The 18185-nt window shown below is 42.4% G+C and carries 23 protein-coding genes; 6 read left to right on the top strand and 17 right to left on the bottom strand.

Annotation, left to right across the window (positions count from 1 at the left end):
• Positions 1-32: 32 nt before the first annotated feature.
• From tatA to BM195_RS04300, 3 genes are all read right to left on the bottom strand, one after another.
• Positions 33-224, bottom strand: a complete 192-nt coding sequence (gene tatA / locus BM195_RS04310) for a twin-arginine translocase TatA/TatE family subunit (RefSeq protein ID WP_090234190.1) — start codon at positions 222-224, stop codon at positions 33-35.
• 48 nt (positions 225-272) lie between these two features.
• Positions 273-1988, bottom strand: a complete 1716-nt coding sequence (locus BM195_RS04305) for a GMC family oxidoreductase (protein ID WP_090234116.1) — start codon at positions 1986-1988, stop codon at positions 273-275.
• A gap of 119 nt (positions 1989-2107) precedes the next feature.
• Positions 2108-2845, bottom strand: a complete 738-nt coding sequence (locus BM195_RS04300; protein WP_090234113.1) for a gluconate 2-dehydrogenase subunit 3 family protein — start codon at positions 2843-2845, stop codon at positions 2108-2110.
• 155 nt (positions 2846-3000) lie between these two features.
• On the opposite strand from BM195_RS04300, the gene BM195_RS04295 reads away from it, so the two are divergent.
• Positions 3001-3678: a hypothetical protein gene (locus tag BM195_RS04295; protein WP_090234111.1), complete on the top strand. Its 678-nt coding sequence runs from the start codon at positions 3001-3003 to the stop codon at positions 3676-3678.
• A gap of 78 nt (positions 3679-3756) precedes the next feature.
• On the opposite strand, the gene BM195_RS04290 is transcribed toward BM195_RS04295, so the two are convergent.
• The 7 genes from BM195_RS04290 to BM195_RS04260 all read right to left on the bottom strand — a co-directional run bounded on the left by BM195_RS04290 (position 3757) and on the right by BM195_RS04260 (position 7909).
• On the bottom strand, positions 3757-3999 hold the full coding sequence (locus tag BM195_RS04290) for a stage VI sporulation protein F (RefSeq protein WP_090234108.1): 243 nt from the start codon (positions 3997-3999) through the stop codon (positions 3757-3759).
• 156 nt (positions 4000-4155) lie between these two features.
• Positions 4156-4272, bottom strand: coding sequence for a YjcZ family sporulation protein (locus BM195_RS04285; RefSeq protein WP_090234104.1), 117 nt, complete (start codon positions 4270-4272; stop codon positions 4156-4158).
• Positions 4273-4869: 597 nt separating this feature from the next.
• Positions 4870-5424 carry a spore coat protein gene (locus BM195_RS04280; protein WP_090234102.1) on the bottom strand — a complete coding sequence of 185 codons (555 nt, stop codon included), beginning with the start codon at positions 5422-5424 and terminating at the stop codon, positions 4870-4872.
• A gap of 30 nt (positions 5425-5454) precedes the next feature.
• A complete protein-coding gene (locus BM195_RS04275; protein WP_090234100.1) occupies positions 5455-5631 on the bottom strand; it encodes a YozQ family protein in 177 nt (58 codons plus the stop codon).
• A gap of 260 nt (positions 5632-5891) precedes the next feature.
• On the bottom strand, positions 5892-6698 hold the full coding sequence (gene fdhD / locus BM195_RS04270; RefSeq protein ID WP_090234098.1) for a formate dehydrogenase accessory sulfurtransferase FdhD: 807 nt from the start codon (positions 6696-6698) through the stop codon (positions 5892-5894).
• A gap of 490 nt (positions 6699-7188) precedes the next feature.
• Positions 7189-7635, bottom strand: a complete 447-nt coding sequence (locus BM195_RS04265) for a GNAT family N-acetyltransferase (RefSeq protein ID WP_090234096.1) — start codon at positions 7633-7635, stop codon at positions 7189-7191.
• A gap of 43 nt (positions 7636-7678) precedes the next feature.
• The gene (locus BM195_RS04260) at positions 7679-7909 is read right to left on the bottom strand and encodes a YppG family protein (protein ID WP_170848146.1); all 231 of its coding nucleotides are present in this window, start codon (positions 7907-7909) and stop codon (positions 7679-7681) included.
• A gap of 162 nt (positions 7910-8071) precedes the next feature.
• On the opposite strand from BM195_RS04260, the gene BM195_RS04255 reads away from it, so the two are divergent.
• Positions 8072-8863, top strand: coding sequence for a DUF2268 domain-containing putative Zn-dependent protease (locus BM195_RS04255; protein ID WP_090234092.1), 792 nt, complete (start codon positions 8072-8074; stop codon positions 8861-8863).
• 36 nt (positions 8864-8899) lie between these two features.
• Here the strand turns inward: BM195_RS04255 and BM195_RS04250 are convergent, their stop codons facing one another.
• Positions 8900-9175, bottom strand: a complete 276-nt coding sequence (locus BM195_RS04250; protein WP_090234090.1) for a hypothetical protein — start codon at positions 9173-9175, stop codon at positions 8900-8902.
• A 198-nt stretch (positions 9176-9373) separates the two neighbouring features.
• On the opposite strand from BM195_RS04250, the gene BM195_RS04245 reads away from it, so the two are divergent.
• Complete coding sequence (locus BM195_RS04245) at positions 9374-9478, top strand: YjcZ family sporulation protein (protein ID WP_090234088.1); 105 nt, start codon at positions 9374-9376, stop codon at positions 9476-9478.
• 40 nt (positions 9479-9518) lie between these two features.
• A complete protein-coding gene (locus BM195_RS04240; protein ID WP_090234084.1) occupies positions 9519-9743 on the top strand; it encodes a YjcZ family sporulation protein in 225 nt (74 codons plus the stop codon).
• 140 nt (positions 9744-9883) lie between these two features.
• Here the strand turns inward: BM195_RS04240 and BM195_RS04235 are convergent, their stop codons facing one another.
• Positions 9884-11350: a DHA2 family efflux MFS transporter permease subunit gene (locus BM195_RS04235; protein WP_090234081.1), complete on the bottom strand. Its 1467-nt coding sequence runs from the start codon at positions 11348-11350 to the stop codon at positions 9884-9886.
• Position 11351: 1 nt separating this feature from the next.
• Positions 11352-12221 (bottom strand): TetR/AcrR family transcriptional regulator, encoded by an 870-nt coding sequence (locus BM195_RS18785; RefSeq protein WP_280141234.1) that lies wholly within the window; start codon positions 12219-12221, stop codon positions 11352-11354.
• A gap of 265 nt (positions 12222-12486) precedes the next feature.
• Between BM195_RS18785 and BM195_RS18215 the strand changes: the two genes are divergently transcribed.
• Positions 12487-12663: a hypothetical protein gene (locus BM195_RS18215; protein ID WP_170848145.1), complete on the top strand. Its 177-nt coding sequence runs from the start codon at positions 12487-12489 to the stop codon at positions 12661-12663.
• 101 nt (positions 12664-12764) lie between these two features.
• Here the strand turns inward: BM195_RS18215 and BM195_RS04225 are convergent, their stop codons facing one another.
• The 3 genes from BM195_RS04225 to BM195_RS04215 form a co-directional block, all read right to left on the bottom strand.
• Entirely contained in the window at positions 12765-14054 is a 1290-nt protein-coding gene (locus BM195_RS04225; RefSeq protein WP_090234074.1) for a M20 family metallo-hydrolase, read from the bottom strand.
• Positions 14055-14211: 157 nt separating this feature from the next.
• Positions 14212-15456, bottom strand: coding sequence for a metal-dependent hydrolase family protein (locus BM195_RS04220; protein ID WP_090234072.1), 1245 nt, complete (start codon positions 15454-15456; stop codon positions 14212-14214).
• A gap of 21 nt (positions 15457-15477) precedes the next feature.
• A complete protein-coding gene (locus BM195_RS04215) occupies positions 15478-16647 on the bottom strand; it encodes a hypothetical protein (protein ID WP_090234067.1) in 1170 nt (389 codons plus the stop codon).
• Positions 16648-17003: 356 nt separating this feature from the next.
• Between BM195_RS04215 and BM195_RS04210 the strand changes: the two genes are divergently transcribed.
• The gene (locus BM195_RS04210) at positions 17004-17468 is read left to right on the top strand and encodes an Hsp20/alpha crystallin family protein (protein ID WP_090234064.1); all 465 of its coding nucleotides are present in this window, start codon (positions 17004-17006) and stop codon (positions 17466-17468) included.
• A 130-nt stretch (positions 17469-17598) separates the two neighbouring features.
• Here the strand turns inward: BM195_RS04210 and BM195_RS04205 are convergent, their stop codons facing one another.
• Positions 17599-18183, bottom strand: a complete 585-nt coding sequence (locus BM195_RS04205) for a hypothetical protein (RefSeq protein ID WP_090234062.1) — start codon at positions 18181-18183, stop codon at positions 17599-17601.
• Positions 18184-18185: the final 2 nt, after the last annotated feature.

Raw genomic sequence — 18185 nt, 5'->3', positions numbered from 1 at the left:
TTGCAAACGGTATTAATAAGTTATGAAAAAAGTCACCCTTTTGGATGACTTTTTTCAGATTCAGTTGATTCCTCATCACTCATGATTTGATTCGTGCTCTGTCTGAATTCTGACAACGTTTTTCCGAATGCTGATCCGATTTCGGGGAGCTTTTTAGGTCCAAATATGATTAAAGTAATCACCAGAATAATGATTAACCCAGGTATGCCAATGTTTGAGAGCATTTTTTCACCTTCTTTCAGTAATTGCAGCTTTAAGTTCAATAACGTTCATTATGCCAGCATGCCACCATTTTTACTGTACTCCACGATTCCTTCGGCCGCCCGGTATGCCAAGGCACCTACCGTGTCTGTCGGATTGTAGCCGCTATTATGCGGAAATGCAGACGCCCCGACGACAAACAAGTTTTCCATATCCCACATTTGCAAATAATTATTGACTGCAGATGTTTCAGGGTCTGCTCCCATAATTACACCGCCTGTATTATGTGTTGACTGATAGGTCGTAATATTATACGGCCCGAGTTCATCCATGGAATCGATCTGATCAGCACCCATTTCCTCCAGAATTTCTCTTGACTTTTCAGCGGTGAATTTTGCCAGCTGACGATCCTGATCCCTGAAATCGTACGTCATACGTAAAAGGGGATCTCCAAACGCATCTGTGTAAGTCGGATCAAGATCAAGATAATGCTGTTTATAAGGCATGCTTGCACCCATTGCTCCGACTGACAATGTACGATTAACATACTTAAGTGAATTCTCTTTAAATTCTTTGCCCCAATTTGCTGTGCCACTCGGGATCGGATTATTTTGAATCGGCCTCTGACCTGTCTGTGTCAGCGCAAGATACCCGCCGTGAATAAAATCGACATCAGAATGGTCAAAATTATCACCATTGAAGTCGTCGATAACCATTCCGAGTGCACCAGCACCAGCGAAATTATTAAACTTTTGCTCTTCAAAAAAGCCTGTTGCTGCACCTTTTATAACCTGATAAGCATAATTTTTGCCAATAACCCCTGTGCCGTCTGACGGATCATAAGGACGGCCCACGTCAGAATTCAGCAGTAATTTAACATTATTAAAAACATAGGACGTCAATACAACAACATCTGCGGGCTGTTCTATTTCTTCCCCCGTCGTAATGTCGGTATAGCGGACCCCTGTTGCCTTACCATCTTGATGCAAAACCCGTCTGACCCATGAATGTGTTCGGAGTTCAAAATTTCCTGTCTCTTTGGCAACAGGAATAACCGTCACAACAGGGTCTGCTTTGGCCCCGTATTCACAGCCGAAACGCTCACAGAATCCGCAATACTGACAGGCTGCCCGTGATATACCATCCGGATTAGTATATTGCTCTGATAAATTGGCTGACGGAATTGTGTACGGATGATAATTCAGATTTTCGCATGCTTCTTTAAACATTTCCATCTGTGGTGAATGTTTCATCGGTCCTGTCGGGTATTTATCGGAACGTTTTCCGCCCAGGGGATTTTCCTCACCTGAGATACCGGCCATTTTTTCAAATTTATCATAATATGGTTCAATCTCATCGTACGTAATACCCCAATCCTGAAGCGTCATGTCAGTCGGGATTTTATTCTCACCGTAACGGTCAATCGTTTGACTGCGTATTTGAAAATCATATGGAAGAAAACGAAACGTCTGACCATTCCAGTGCACACCCGCACCACCTATACCATCACCGAATAAAAAAGAACCGTATTGACGCATGGGCAGAGCACGCATTTTCTGATCGCGGCGAAAGGTAATCGTATTCTTTGATAAGTCTTGCATCAATTCATAGCGGAGCGCGTAACGTAATTCATCATGCACCATGTAATAGTCTTCTGTTTTCCTTTCATCACCTTTTTCCAGACCGACAACCTTCAGCCCTTGTTTTGCAAGTTCGGAAGCAATAATACCGCCGCCCCATCCGACACCGGCTATTACGACATCCACTTTTGGTAACTTTTTAACCATTTTATCACCTCTTTATAAGTAAGCTAACAATCTAAAAATCGGCTTTTTCGCCGATTTCCGCTCGTCCGACATTCGGCATCCAGCCGCTTAAAGATAAGGGGGCAGCCGAATCTCTCTAATCACATATGATCGCGGAGGCTTTCAGGTTCTATTTCCTGAAAATCCTTATCAATGATATCGGTGTAGTTCATTTGGTTCCCCGGGTAGTTCCTCATTCGCCAGCCATCCATATTAATGTTTCCGCCATAGAGTGGATCACTGTAAACACCCTCCAACGTCATGCTTCGAAGCAAATCAAAAAAACCACTCGCGGAAATGGTAGTTACGTTAACATTATCCTCCTGAAAGGCCTGCAATACCGAATCCTGCTGTTCTTCTGTTAATTCAGCAAAGCCTTCCCCGTATTCCTGATGACTATAATTTTGTACTTCACGCAAAGCGATTCTAAAAATTTCACGACGTTTCAATCTTCCCTGATAACCTTGCTCTTTCTCACCATGGAAGAATGGCGGCTGCATATAATCCCTTGCATTAAATCCATAGGAACCGGCCATTTGGTGATCTATATAATAGCCAACACCTAGATCCCTTGCTCCCGGACCGTTGTCATCTTCGGGAAAAATCCGTTCAGCAGCTGCCTCAACGGTTTGAAATTCCGCCTGCGTGAAAAACATCAAAGCCTGATTATAGTTTGCCCCTTGGTTAGCAGCCTGGTTTGTATCCTTTTCTTCGGTACCCCACGGGATCATACTCCCGAGCGCCCCACCGACTGCCAGACTGCCGACTGCAATACCTGAGTTTTTCAGGAACCTTCTGCGCGACAAATCTTCTTTTTTCTCCTGATCTTTTTCTGCCATTAAACTCACCTCACTATCATGGACCATTTGTCTGTTTTAGTATGGCACCATAAATAACCATTCATGCATAAAAAAATCCGGGACATACTAAAAACAAAGTGTAAGTATCTGATTAGGGTGCTGAAGCTATACATTGAAAAAATGGAGGTTAACCTATGAAGAAACTACGGAAAAAAGCATTGACCATTATAGCAGTCGGAATCATCATGATATTTTCCGCCTGTACAAATGAACAAGAGGAGGGTGCTGCTGATCGGGATAACGATGCAAACGGTAATGACGTTGCGGACAATACAAATCATCATTTGGAAGACCCCTCACTTATCCCGAGTGAAACCGGTGACAAGAGGCTGACGACCAGTGAAGATGGGGACACCAATGAAGGAATAGGCCAAAATATTTACAGTTCCATCGGCAGTTCTGGTGTTCATGAAGGTGGCATTTCTTCTTACTTTGAATCAATTTTGGAGGGACAAGGCATTACTGGTGTTAAGGTTTTTGTCATTGATGATTCCGTTGTGCTGGCCCGAAACAAAGAGGAAACAACGAGTCATGAATATGACAATATGCAGCGTGAATTATTGAGCGGGACAGAAGGGATGTCCGGAAGAGGGGAGCCTGAAGGGGTAGAAGATAATCAAAATGAAAGTTACGACAACCTGGATCAGGCCCATCAGGAAATCGACCGTATGTTCAATGGCAATGTTAAAATCCTGACAGTTACCAATCCAGATGCAGTTGATACAATTGAACAGATTAAAGATAATATTATGGATTCATCTTATGAAACTGCATCAGAAAATCTGTTAAAACTGTTGAACATGGCAGATTAAACGTCTATCATATGCTTGTCGAAATTCCCCTATAATATGAAGATAGGGGAATTTCGATGTTTAGAGCATTATTTATGACTAGAGCATCCGGGAAATCGTCGAATGATCTATCTTCCCTTTTTTCTTCGTTAACGTATCAACAATCATGTCTTCCGTTCGTTTGGGAACTTTTTTATTAGCCATTTGCAATACTTGTTTAACAAGTCTTCTTATATTTCTTTCGTCTGACAAATCCTTGCCGTTCAATGACTGAACGAGATCCATAATCTCATTGCTTTTGACTCCAGTTTTCCGTTCAACACGTTTTAGCATATCATCCATTGTGTTCACCCCCAGCCTGATACTTCTATTCAAAATCGATTCTCGATATAATAAAGGAGTGTTATATCATGGGTTACAATTCAGTTTTTGGGCTAATAATCATAACCTCCTTTGCATGGGGACTCCCACGCAAAGGAGTGTGACCGGTTCCGGCTTTTAATAGTAACCATAGCCGCCTCCCATTTGATAGTTGCTTCCAACAATAATGAGCAGAATAAATAGGACGACCAGCAATACAAAGCCATTTTGTCCATAGCCGCCTGCGAAGCTCATGCACTGTCTCCCCCCTTATGCCGTTTACGTTATCCTATGAACGAAATTTATAAGAGAAAAGGCGTTTGCAAGGGATTTACAAGAATTGTGCTAACTCCCTATGTTTATAATGGTTTCACTTGGTGGTCAGTGGTTTCTGCAGAGATTTTCTGTTTTCTTAAATCTCTTGACCATCTTCTTTTTTTATAGGCTGTTTTCTAAAAGTTTGTTGCCTTTAGAATAAAACGTAACAACATTTTAGAAGCACTGAAAATTTTGAACACTCGTAGACTCCTACGGGGATAGGAACCAAAGTGAGACAGCAGCGTATATTGAGGGACAAAGGATAAGAACGCCATGTCGTTCGGGCGCCTCCCATGACCAACATCGCGTTGATCCGAGCTGGATCACCCGCGGCGGAACGTCGATCGAGTAAGCTATGAATTGCGAGGAGCGTATGCTTCACCGAAACAACTTGCTACGCGACAAGCACGTCTATGCGGCTTTTTATAATACGACCAGTACTGTGAAGATATTCGTTTTAATAGAGAAGACATGACGTCATAAAGAAAAGTCTCCCGCAAGCTGCAGAAGACTCATTATTCGTTACCGGACATATTATTGTTGTACAGGCTGATACATCCCAGCGATGGCTTGAATAGCATTTTGCGGCGCGGCCATCAAAGGATAATAACCTTTTTCGGTCATATACTCCCAAATTTCATAGGCATGCCGATTACTGTTTAAGAAAGCATTTTCGAGAAACGTGCGCAAATCCGGATTGGCACACTCAACAGCCGCACTGGCGTAATTTTTGGCTGAACCTTTTTGGTTCAGCAAATAGGCCAGGGCAATTTCACGGTCATTATGCTGCTGGACATTTGTTCTCGGCACAGTTGATTGAAATTGACTCACTGGTGCTTCAGTATAAGATTGAAGCTTTGGCCTCAGGCTGTCCGGCTGGAATTTGGAAATATCTGGTGTTGTCTGACTTTGAGCAAATTCAACTTTTAAGTTATAATCCTCTACATGCAGCGGAAAATGTCTTTCCAGCAATTCCTTCAGTTCTGGATCCTGAGCCTGGCTGATATAACCGGCCATTGTATTGACCGAATGATAACAGCCGGCAATCAATTCACTCAGTACATGTAATTCATGTGACGCTAACTGCATTGACTTTTCCTCCTGTTCAAAGAGTGGCTATTATTTTTCTAATTTTCGATCAATTGTGCCTTCTTTATAATCGTCCGATACCTGTTCATGTGTTTCTGCCATCCCTTGTTCAAACTGTGTGCTGCCGCGATATTGTGATGGTTCATAGTCCTTTTCCGCAATATTGCGACTGTCCTTTGGATTAATTTTGTTTTGCTTTTTCGACATTGATAACCCTCCATTCCATCTTTAATCGTTAGCTTATGCAAAATTTTTTGTTCTATATTATCCTTTATTTGGAAAGGGAATCTTTTGTGTTGATCTTACTGCTCTTCTGTTGATTCTCGTCTCTCTTCTGCAGATATTCCCCCTCTTCTGTTGATCCCCTCTCCCTTCTGCAGATATTCCCGCTCTTCAGCTAATTATTTGTATCAATATCAAAAGCCGGTAACCCTTTCATTGACTGGGCACCGGCTTTTTTCCAATTATCACGAATGCTGCCTGTTCACTTCCTCAATCCTGTGCGGATGGGTATACACGTTCAGCCTACCCTTTCTGGCAAAACCTATGACAGTTATGCCTAAATCGTCCGCTAACTGAAGAGCCAGGTCCGTTGGTGCCGACTTGGAAAGCAATGTTCCTGCACCTATTTTGGATATCTTCAGCAAAACTTCAGAAGACATGCGTCCACTGAATACAATTAATTTATTTTTTACCGGAATACGCTCCTGTAAAATATGACCATAAATTTTATCAAGCGCATTATGCCTGCCAATATCGTTTCGAATGGCGAGCATTTCATCAGGGCTGGCCAGGGCAGCATTATGAACCCCGCCAGTCCTTATGAATTGTTCTGACGCTGCTTGCATTTTCCTCATTAAAGCATAACATTGATCGACGGATATGGAAAGACGGCTGTAAATCGTTTTGGCTGTTTTAACATCACTTTTAAAATAAAACTGCCGGCTCTTCCCGCAGCATGAACCAATAAAACGTTTCGAATGATCGTATTGAAGGGAACCAATATCTTTGGTGATTTCAATGTATGCAAATCCTCTTTTTTCATCGACCGACATACTGCTTATTTCGTCATAAAAACGAATAATCCCTTCTGAGGCAAGAAACCCAATCACAAGTTCTTCCAAATCCGTTGGTGAACAAACCATCGTTGCAAATTCTTCACCGTTTAACATAACAGTCAGCGGAAATTCAGCAGCAACTTCATCATCCAGTGATGACGGATCCTTCCCGTCGAATCGAATCACCTGCCAGCAGTTCTGACCTGTATAGTCCATTCAATCACCTTCTATTGCGTGTTCAAAAAGGAGGATAAAAAGGACCGACCGGCTAAATTCGCGACGTATTCGAAAAAGGAAAGCACTTTTTCTTCGTGTGATGTATCACTGTCACAGCTTTCCTTGTCCTGTCGCAAACCCCGGCACTAGTCCGCACGCAGAAAAAGTGTTCTTCTTTTCCAAGGAACGTCAGCGTGTATGCTTTTAACATAAGCAGCGAAAAAGCAAGCCAACTAACTCCACATGATGTGGTGATTCTGCGTTGCCGACAGGACGTAGCAGAAGGTCCTTATTCGACTTACCGGACTTTTGAATGATCTTTCCTGTCAAGTTCCGGAAACGGCATATACAATACGTATTTTTAAATTCTGTCAATTAAAAATAACATGAAAAAAAATAAAACACAACTGATTCCGATTTCATTCCCAATTAAAAGAGACCGCCATAATTCGTTGTTACGACAGCCTCTTTAACAGATCAGCCAGCAGCCCTAATCCAGATTCTTTTCCATCAAAGTGGTCACTTCTTTAAAACCCAGTTTCTGATAAAAAGATTTAATGGCATTGCCTGCGAATACATTAAGCTGGACAACACTAAAACCTGATTTCCGCAGATGCTTTAACGCCTCTGTACATAATTTTTCTGCAATTCCATGTTTACGGTATTGCGGCAGTACATAAAGTTCCGGAATGATACCAACCGGTTTATCTGTATAATAATCGGTTGTGCTCCCGATGCCAATCCATCCCCGAATTTCATCACGATCTGTATCCGTATAAACCAAATAATAACCGCCATCAGATAAAAATGGAGAAACCATTTGCAATGCCTTTTCTTTTTTAGGCGGAATATGCCCCATACTTGCTTCTTTCAGTACGTGCAGTGAATGCCCGACAATTTGCTGTGTTTCACGTTTTGTTGCTTTCCGAATTGACACCCGTTATCACAACCCCTCTCAAGAGAACTAAACATTTTCAGCATTATCTTTTGATGAACTTCGAAAGCAACGGGCTTACCTGACCGTATAATTGACCTACTTGCTGTGCGGTAGTGGTGATTTTGTCAATATCCAAATTCCCTTCTGAATCACGGAACTGATTGAGGATATTTTTTCCGGGCGTTTGCTGCTGACGCCCACGCATTGGCGGTCCAGGCTGCCGCACAGGAGGATGCGGCGGCATCGGACGTCTCGGCCTTCCAAGATATATCATCATAACACCCCCTCATCGTTATTTTGTTATATTCTATTCAAACGGTGACCGGAGTGAAAAGGTATTTGTCTAACATGGTGCAACCAAACAGTTCAGATAAATGCAGAACTTATACAACACCAATATCATATTGTATTAGATGAAAAAGTTAGGGGAATGTACATGAGTGTAATAAGAACCGACAAATGGTTATTGGATTTTTATGACAAACCGGCAGAACTTTGTGAAAAACTGACAAATCATTTTGACGAAAACGTTTCATCCACCGACATTCATCAGCATATGATCATCCACGGCATGTACCACCAACCGGTCAAAAATGGGGATGAATTGATAAAATCATTACAAAAACGCAACATCTGGCAGGTTGTACAACAAGAAGAAAAACACTTACAAAAAGAATGGGACGGACCGAATATTCCGATATTTATATTTCCCGCCGATTCCAATAATCGTAGGTTAAAGCAGGAGCAAAATGGAAAATCAGGGCTGACTTTTTCCGATAAACTGTTTTTATTCATTTCAGAGGATAATACGGAAAGGGAAATCAGAGCACTGTTCACCCACGAATACAATCATGTCTGCAGACTATATAAATATAACAAAAAGGAAACGGATTACGTATTACTGGACAGTGTGATGCTGGAAGGATTAGCGGAAAACGCCGTCCAAGAAAGGTTAGGCAGCCACTATACAGCAAACTGGACTTCATATTATCCAGATGCAAAATTGAAAAGAATATACCTGAACCTCATATGGCCCAATCGAAATACCCCAAAATCCAGCCCCACTCATTCACAAATCCTATATGGTCTTGGGCTTTATCCAAAGATGGCAGGCTACTGCACCGGCTATTACCTGATAAAAAATTATATGGCAGCACACGATCTGACTTCACGGGACGTACTGCACATCAAATCAGAAGAAATGATCGAAAAAACAGACGAAACCTGATTCCGTCTGTTTTTTGTTTTTCTTTCACTAAAAACTTTACCAGAAGAAAAACGGAATCAAAGCCAGTGCAGCAATGGTACCCAACGCAATACCGTAGCCACGACCAAATCCACCGTAGCCATATCCTGGACCATAAAAACCACCATACCCAAAACCGCCTAAACCTTTACCATGTTGAATGGGCTGAATAAATACACGATGATGATCGACATGCTTGATGACACCACGGTGAACCCTTCCATCACGAGTTGTTATTTTGACCGGTCTTTCTTTATATTTACAGCATAGATCATAATAGTGCCTAACCGACATTTTTTCACCTCCAAATTCATTCAAAACATAAGACATTATATGAATCGGGCAGGGTTCCGGTAAGGGCAAATGCATCGGTTACGATGGAATTTACAGCAGATTGATATGAGCCCAATTCCTGCAATCTGGGAGAGTACCCATATCAATCTACATTTACCTACATATATTATTAACAAACGGTTATGGAGGTGTTAGGGAATGAGTGATTATGTTGGTGGAGCAGGCTACGGTGGAGGATTTGCCTTAATCGTAGTACTATTTATCCTGTTGATTATTGTAGGCGTTGCTTACGTTGGATATTAATGTAAACACTAAAATACAACCATTTTTAGGAGGGTTATAAATGGGATTTGGACCTAGACCGGGATGCGGATATGGCGGATCTGTTGCCGGAGCCGGATATGGCGGCGGATATGGCGGCGGATATGGCGGATCTGTTGCCGGAGCCGGATATGGCGGCGGATATGGTTACGGAGCGCCTGGATACGGCTATGGTGCCGGCGGCGGATTCGCGCTGATCGTCGTATTATTCATCCTGCTTATCATCGTTGGCGCAGCGTGGTTTTAATGACATCCAGTAAAATATCATATGATAGTAACTTAGGCTGCCGGGAATCCGGGAGCCTAAGTTACTTTTCTGATGTTATGCTGTTCCTATCTAAAAAAAGAACTGCTCAATAAATGAGACAGTCCCTTTTCATATGATCTTTATTCAGTTTCCTGACCATGTATCTGCCGTACGATTTCTTTTTCTTTTTTCGGCGGATGAAGGAACAAAGCCAGAATAAGTGCGGCAAATGCAAGGATTGTACTGCCCATAAACGCCCATTCGAATCCTGTAACTTGCGCAAGCCGTCCAATCAGTTCCGGAGAAACATTTGCGTCTGGTACAAAGCTATTGGTTCCCATTGCAACAAGTGTTACGAGTATTGCCGTGCCAATCGATGCTGAAATTTGCTGTAATGTATTGGCCACAGCTGACCCATGTGCATACCATTTTGGTGGAAGCTGATTCAACGCAGATGTCATCACCGGCATCAGCGTAAACGACAAGCCAAACATACGGATTGCATAAATAATGGTCAAATACATAAATGATGTTTCCAATGATAGTCTGGTAAACATAAACGTCGTGACAGTCACGACACTCAGGCCGATCAATGCCAGCCATTTGGCACCGAACTTATCAAAAAGCCTGCCGGTAATTGGGGACATAATGCCAATCACGATAGCTCCCGGAAGCAGCATCAAGCCTGATTCCAACGGCGTAAATTGCAGGACATTTTGCATGAACAGCGGCAACAACGTTTCCGCACCAATCAATGAAACCAAAACAGTCATCGTAATTACAATTGCCAGGGTGAAAATCCGGAATTGAAAGACACGGAATTCTAGCATTGGCGTTTTCAAAATAAGCTGCCGCCAAATGAATAATCCAATCACTGCTGTGCCGATTACAATCGCGGTGATAACCATCGGACTTCCCCATCCGTTTTCAGAAGCGATACTGAAACCGTACAAGAATGAACCAAAACCGACCGATGAAAGGATGATCGATAAGACATCTATTTTTGGTTTGCGCAATTCCGTTACATTCCGTAAAAAAAGTGCCGCAATCGTAATCGTAATGGCGACAATCGGCAGTACCGTAATGAAGAGAGAACGCCACGAAAAATGTTCCAGCAGCCATCCAGACAATGTCGGGCCGATTGCCGGACCAAACGCGATGACGATTCCGATCATCCCCATAGCGGTTCCGCGCCGTTCAACCGAAATAACAGCCAGAAGAACTGTCATCAAAAGCGGCAGCATGATTCCGGAACCGGCTGCCTGCACAACCCTGGCTAATAAAAGTACTGGATAAGAGGTAGCTATAGCTGCAATGGCAGTTCCTGTTCCAAATAATCCGATTGCAGTTAAAAATAAGCCTCTCGTTGTAAATCTATCAATTAGAAATGCCGATATTGGTATCATAATCCCATTTGTCATCAAAAAGGCAGTTGTCATCCACTGTACTTCTCCCTGTGATATGGAAAAAAACTCCTGAATCGTTGGAAGTGCAGTTGCTAGTAATGTTTCATTAATAATCCCCATGAAGGCACCTGTCAGCAAAGCAGCTATCATTAATGCTTTTTGCTTTGGCGGCAGGTCCCAGGATGTTGCTGTATCACTCATGTTAATCTCCTTTCCGTATTTCCCACGCTGTCAAAACTTTAGTTATTCGAGTTTTTAAATAAGAACGGCGATGCAGCTGAGCAAGCAGTGCATCAACCAGAAATTCTCTAGGTTTTTCTTCTGCAATTTCTTCCATCAGCAAATCAATTGTTTGCAGATCTTTCTTTAATGCGGGACTTTTTTCTGTTTTATTGTTCAGTTCTGAGCGTAATGTATTCAATTCATGGTTCATGTATTCCTTAATCGTCCCATGACAGGAACCTTCGTTACTATAAACCGGAAGAATCGGGAAAATACCCTCATCATTTTCTGCAATAGATTTAAGGCATTCAGCGATCAAATTCCCTAATCTATCCAGAGGCAAAGCGTCTCCTTTCCAAATGATGTGCATTAAGTAGTTGTGCAGGATTCCCTCCATAATAACTGCCAAATCACTTAAATATCGTTTAGTCTTTGAACCAAATGCATCCATCAATGCTTGCTTATGCCACTCATGATGAGTTTCCTGTATCCGGTCAAGAAAATCAGGAATTGGCCCTTTCACATACGGGGGGAATTCGCTCACTAAAGCAAGAAAAAAGAATCGATATTCAATAGATTTTTCCAGTTCGACCGTAATTTTCCTTTTCAGTACCAATAGGGATGACTGCTGCAGATCTTCGGCAAACTTGTCCGCTTCCCTGAACATGTCATCATAGTAGCGCTGCAAAAGTTCCAAAATCATGTTTTCTTTGGAGTCAAAATGTTTATAAAATGCACCCTTTGATATACCGCAAGCCTTGGTAATATCCTCCACCGAAGTAGCGTGAAAACCGTTGTTTTGAAACAGCTGAACAGCCGCATCCAAAAGTTCCTCATGCCGTTGTACCATGGCTGTCCCCCCCTTTATGACCATTTAGTTACAATAAGTGAATCAAAAGTCACTAAAATATCATAACATGCAGTTTTTTGTGACGCAATCAATTGAAAGAAAAAAGAAGTCATCATTTGCGGTGAAATCAATGATACACAATATACCTGCGTTTTTCTTTAGCATTTCAATTAATTGCCCGGAATACAAATCTGTCAAAAGCCGCAATGTTCACCAATTATGGTACACTTAGGTTATCAATTCAGCAGAATGGGAGATGATTAATGTGAGTTTTTGGTTCTATATTACAATCATTACGGCTTTTTCCCTTATTTACTATGGTTACGAAAAAAAGAAAAAATACGAACTAAAAGCGAAAGAAATAGAATTGGAACAGCAGAAACTGGAATTGGAAAAGATTAAAATTGAGAATGGTAAAGTTAACGAGAAGGAAACTCAATAGAGCCACTTATTGACATATCAATAAAATGCTGATAATTGTCTCTAATAAAATGAAATATAGACACCAACTTTTACGCTGGTGTCTATCATCTAGTTTCTAATTCATTTAGCCGAAACTTTCTCCAAAAAGTTCTTCAGTACATGAACGGTTTGTACACAGTCATTTAAATCAGACCACTCAGCGGGATTATGGCTGATACCATTTTTACTCTTTGTAAACAGCATCGCAACCGGCCACTTTTCACCGATGATCATCGCGTCATGCCCCGCACCGCTTGGCAAGCGGTATGGCTTAATGGCCTTCTCATGAAATGACTCCTCAAGCAACTGTTGCGTTTCTTCTTCAATTGGTACTGGCGCTACCCGCATCTTTTCGACATGATCGACGTTAACCTGATGCTTGGCGGCAACTTTCTTTGCCAATGCCATTACCCGATCAATAAGTTCATCACGCGTTTCCTTATAAATATCACGGATATCAACATAAAGCGTAACACTTCCCGGGATCACATTTACGCCATTTGGATCAACCTGCATTTTTCCAACTGTCGCAACAGCCGAATCACTGATCGAGCCCGGAAGTTCATTTACACGCCCAATAAACGCACTTGCAGCTACAAGTGTATCTTTCCGGTCATTCATAGGTGTGTTGCCGGCATGACCCGCTTCACCGGTGAATGTGAACTCAAGCCAGCACGGACCGGCAATACCAGTGACAATTCCACATGGCAAACCTTCACGCTCAAGCTGCTTCCCCTGTTCAATATGGACCTCGGCAAACATTTCGATCTCTTCCGGGCTGCGTTTAGCCTTTACATAACTGTCAACACTTAAACCACTATCAACCAATACTTCCGAAAAGTTCATCCCGTCCTGATCCACAAGCTTTAATTTTTCTTCGATATCACCCTTGCCGACAACTGCTTCACTTCCATGCAGGCCGCCATTAAACCTGGCACCTTCTTCATCCGTAAATACAACAACCTCATATGGTTTTTCCGGCTGATAACCTGTTTCCCGCCACGCTTCAGCCACTTCCAGCGCAGACAAAACGCCCAATGGACCGTCAAAATGCCCACCGTTTGGAACACTGTCCAAATGCGAACCGCTCAAAATAGCCGGATGATCATCATTTTTTCCCGCAATACGTCCAAATATATTTCCGGCTCCATCCTGACGCACATCCAGACCAGCCTCACGCATCCAGTCTGAAACCAGTTCTTTGGCGGCTTTTTCCGTTTTTGAAAATCCCGGGCGATGTGAGCCGTCGTCTTCTGTAAGCCCAATTTCAGAAATAGCATCCAGTCGTTTGGCCAGCCGCTCTCCGGAAATTCCATCTGTTTGATGTGCTGGATCGTAACCTTTCATCAACTTATCATATAACATTCCCATGCAAACACCTCCGCAATATCAGAAAATCTTAGAGTTATCAAGTTCCTATCGTGAAAGCCGGTCAACCTGACTACAATGAAAAACATGATATCACCTGCTTCGGATAATATCATGCTTTCACCGTTTATGCATGAATGCTCACTGCACCAATAACATGTCAGCTTAACGTATTTTTCACTGTTTGGCCATCTTTCATCACAAATTGAATCGTATCATGACTTGCCAGCGAATGAATGTCGTTAAGCGGATTCCCTTTTGCAACGACGACATCGGCAAGCTTACCTTGTTCCAATGTCCCGACTTGATCATCCCAGCCGAGACATTCAGCAGCCGTTTTCGTAGTAGCCACGATCGTTTCCATTGGCGCCATGCCGATGTCAGCCATCAATCCCAACTCACGCAGATTTGTACCGTGTTTCATAACACCGGCATCCGTTCCCATCGCAATCTTGACTCCGGCTTTATGTGCCTTGGCTATACTGGCTTTGTGCTGTTCGATGACTTCCTTTGATTTTTGAACAGCTGTTGCCGGCATACCTTTTTCATCGGCTGTTTCGAGTACCGCAACAGGGGCAAGCAATGTCGGGACAAGATATGTGCCGTTTTCCAGCATCAGTTCAATTGCTTCGTCATCCAGGAATATACCATGTTCTATGGAATGAATTCCTGCCCTGACAGCATTTTTGATTCCTTCAGCACCTTGTGCGTGTGCCATCACTTTAGTCCCTTTGCGAAAATGACCTTCCTCTACCATGACCTTTAGTTCCTCCTGAGAAAACTGGGTGAATTCCGGATGGTCTGTCGGACTCAGCACCCCGCCAGTTGCATGCACTTTTATCACTTCCGCACCGGCACGCAGCATTTCACGCGTTTTTTTTCGGACTTCTTCCACTCCATCACAACGACCATCAGGCATGCCGCGGTAACCTGATGGCAAGATATCCATTACATCGCCCGAAACCTGATAACCATCACCATGCCCGCCGGTTGTCGTAAGAGCGTTAATGCTTAATTGCAAACGCGGACCCTTAATCAGCCCGTTCTCAACCGCTTTTTTCACGCCACGATCAGTTCCAAGTGCATCCCGAACAGTCGTAATACCGGCGTGTAACGTTGTTTCCAAATACTGTGCTGCCTGATAATACATATAGGAAAATGGTGTCGTTAATTTTTCCGAAACCGGTGTGTATTCCATCATCATATGCACATGAGAATCGATCAAACCCGGCATGATGGTTCCGCCTTGTGCATCGACGACAGTCTCATCCCCTTCTGCTATATAATGTTGCTCAGGACCGACATAAACCAAACGATCGTTTTCCGTTACCACAATTGAATCTTTCTGCGGCTCACCGCCATTACCGTCAACTAATAGTCCATTTTTGATCAATTTTCTTGCCATCTTAATTCCTCCCTTTCTATCTTACAATGTCCCAATCAATACACCTGCTACCACAACTGAAGCGACTGTAACCGTTGTGAATCCGCCAATCAGCATCGGTGCCATTAATTCATTAAAAATGGCCTTTTCCTCCTGCTCATTTCTGGCAACACTGCGGCTCACTTCCTCACACAGTATATAATCACCAGGGAATCCAAACAGAGCTGTCAGCGCAACCGGCATTCCTTTATACGGATGCCATTTGACGAGTTTCGAGACAATAAAACCGCCGAGTACCAAGCCAAATGTACCCAGAACCAGGATCGTTATAATAGCTGGTAAATTGTTTAAAACATCCTGTGGCGTCACATCCGCCATCGTACCAATTACAACGAAAATAATCGCCACCATTGTCAGTGTGAATGAATTGGATCGTTCCAGTGTTCTTGGTTCGAATAGTCCAACTTTAAGACCTGTTATACCAATTGCTAGACACCACAGACTGTAATGGATTGGTGTCACCTCGCCCAGCGCAACCCCAACAGCTGCCCCTGCGAACACGAAGAATAATTTCATGGTTGCACTTGATTTAACCGGACTTGCCTTTTTATCGGTATCAGTGATTGCTGCAGCTTCATCGATCGGATCATCGGCAATAATTGCGCCATTATCCAAATTGTTCTGAAATTTTTTAGCATACTTTCGCAAAAAATTCAGCGCCAACGGCATTCCCAACACACCCTGGAATGCGACAATCAATGCCGGAATGATCACAAGACTGGTCATTCCGATCTCCGACAGCCTTTCTGACGTAATTAAAAGTGCGACAACCCCGCCACTGACCGGTCCGATTCCTGCAATAGCGGTAGCATAGTCAAAAACAATTGGAACAATGACCAAAATAAGAACAGCTGCTGAAGTTATCCCGCCTAAAGCGATTAAGACAGCTTTATACTGACTCTTAAGGATTGAGAAGGGAATCATTGTACCCATATGAAGAATGGCAGGACCGACTAAAATGGATCCCAGTGCAGCAAATGTCGACTTTTCCAGAATATCTTCCGGAAAAATACCTGTCCACACCATAACTAAAAAGCCAACCATCGCTGTAAGCAGCATCGGAATTCTGGCTTTCGATAAGATGGACAGCCATTCTCCCAGTGCGATTAGTGCAAAGATTAAAACAGTAGCAATTAGTGGATTGCTTAGCATGGTTTGTAATCCCTCCTCAGAAAAATTTAATCAACACTATATCACTCCAGCTTTTGCTTGTCCACCCCATTTTTTGACTTTTTTCTACAGTTTCAATATTAACAGTTCATGCATTTTTGTGAAGAGGGATAATAAATTGATGATTAAAAGTGCAATCAATTAATAAAGTAAGCGATTACGAAGCTTGTGAAATATATCGTTTGCACAAGAACTGCTAAGTAAAAATTGGCAGAAAAAATTTTTATAAACTTTTACTTTCATGCGACTTTCAGATCCGAAAAGAGCTTCATCCGCCCACCACTCTTTGCTTCTTTCACATAATTTATTAGTAAAAATAAAGTGAAGGAGTGAGAAAAGTGAACGCAAAAAAAGATAACAACAATCAGCCTGGACGATTTGATATTGATATGTCGCCATTCAGGGATTTAATGGGTCATATGGACACTTTTTTCAATGAATCATTCAAGCAAATGAATTCATTCTTTAAAATGCGGCCATTTTGGGTAGATGTAGACGAACGAGAATCAGAAGTAATTGTGACAGCTGAATTGCCAGGATACAAGCGAGATCAAATCCAACTGGAAATAGTTGGCCACCAACTGCGAATCACCGCACAAGGTACTTCCACCCATGAGGCAAAAAATATCAGTACTAATGACAGCCATACAAGACAATCATTTCAAAAATCAGAACGTACAATTGCACTGCCATTTCCGATTCTTAAAAGGGAAACAAAGGCTTCGTTTCATGATGGATTACTGAAAATTGTCATTCCAAAAAAAGAATCCGAAAGAGAATATATTGATATAAATGACGATTAGAAAAATGTGGGTTCATCCTCTTTATACGTTCTGACGACAGAAAAAAGCCGGTGTTCGACAGATGTGGAAAACCGGCTTTTCGAATTAAATGAATGATTCATTCCAATATGACCTGCTGATTCCATAACATCTATAGTAAGTCTTTACCTCCATCCCAGCGATCCGCCATAAATTTTTCTGACTCACCTGTATTTCCATTGATATAGAACGTCTCATTGACCAGTCCGCTCCGAATAACGACCTTCCATAGCGGTAGATACACTAGGAAAAGCTCGTTTATCTCATGTCTCGGTTTTTTCAAAACATATGAGCGGTTAATCTGCCTTGTCTGGACATATTTGATATACCTGACAGCATCATCCTGATTAGATATGCGCATTGGGATAAGGTCATCATGATTAACTTGTTGATCTGTTATCGGAGGGATTCGGGAAAACACCCCCCTGTAACCCGAGACGGCATCAACAAAAATCATATTCGGCTGTTCGCGTGGCGAAAATGGCGGCCGATCAGCGATAACCAGTGTTTTGGCAAGCCAGAATGGATGATAAATTAATTTGCACACCTTGGCATGTTGTTGTAAATATTTTTCATTTACTGTACGATTTAGCCGAGCTTTAAAACCGGCAGCTTTATAAACATGATTCAATAAATTATTTTCTGAAACGATGACTTTATTCCTGATTAGTTTAATGGACACATTGTTTGATTGCACAC

It is taken from the genome of Lentibacillus halodurans (assembly GCF_900112045.1).
Classification (GTDB): Bacteria; Bacillota; Bacilli; order Bacillales; family Amphibacillaceae; genus Lentibacillus; species Lentibacillus halodurans.
The sequence above is the reverse complement of the archived record's forward strand: the minus strand, read 5'-3'. Positions and strand labels throughout refer to the sequence as shown.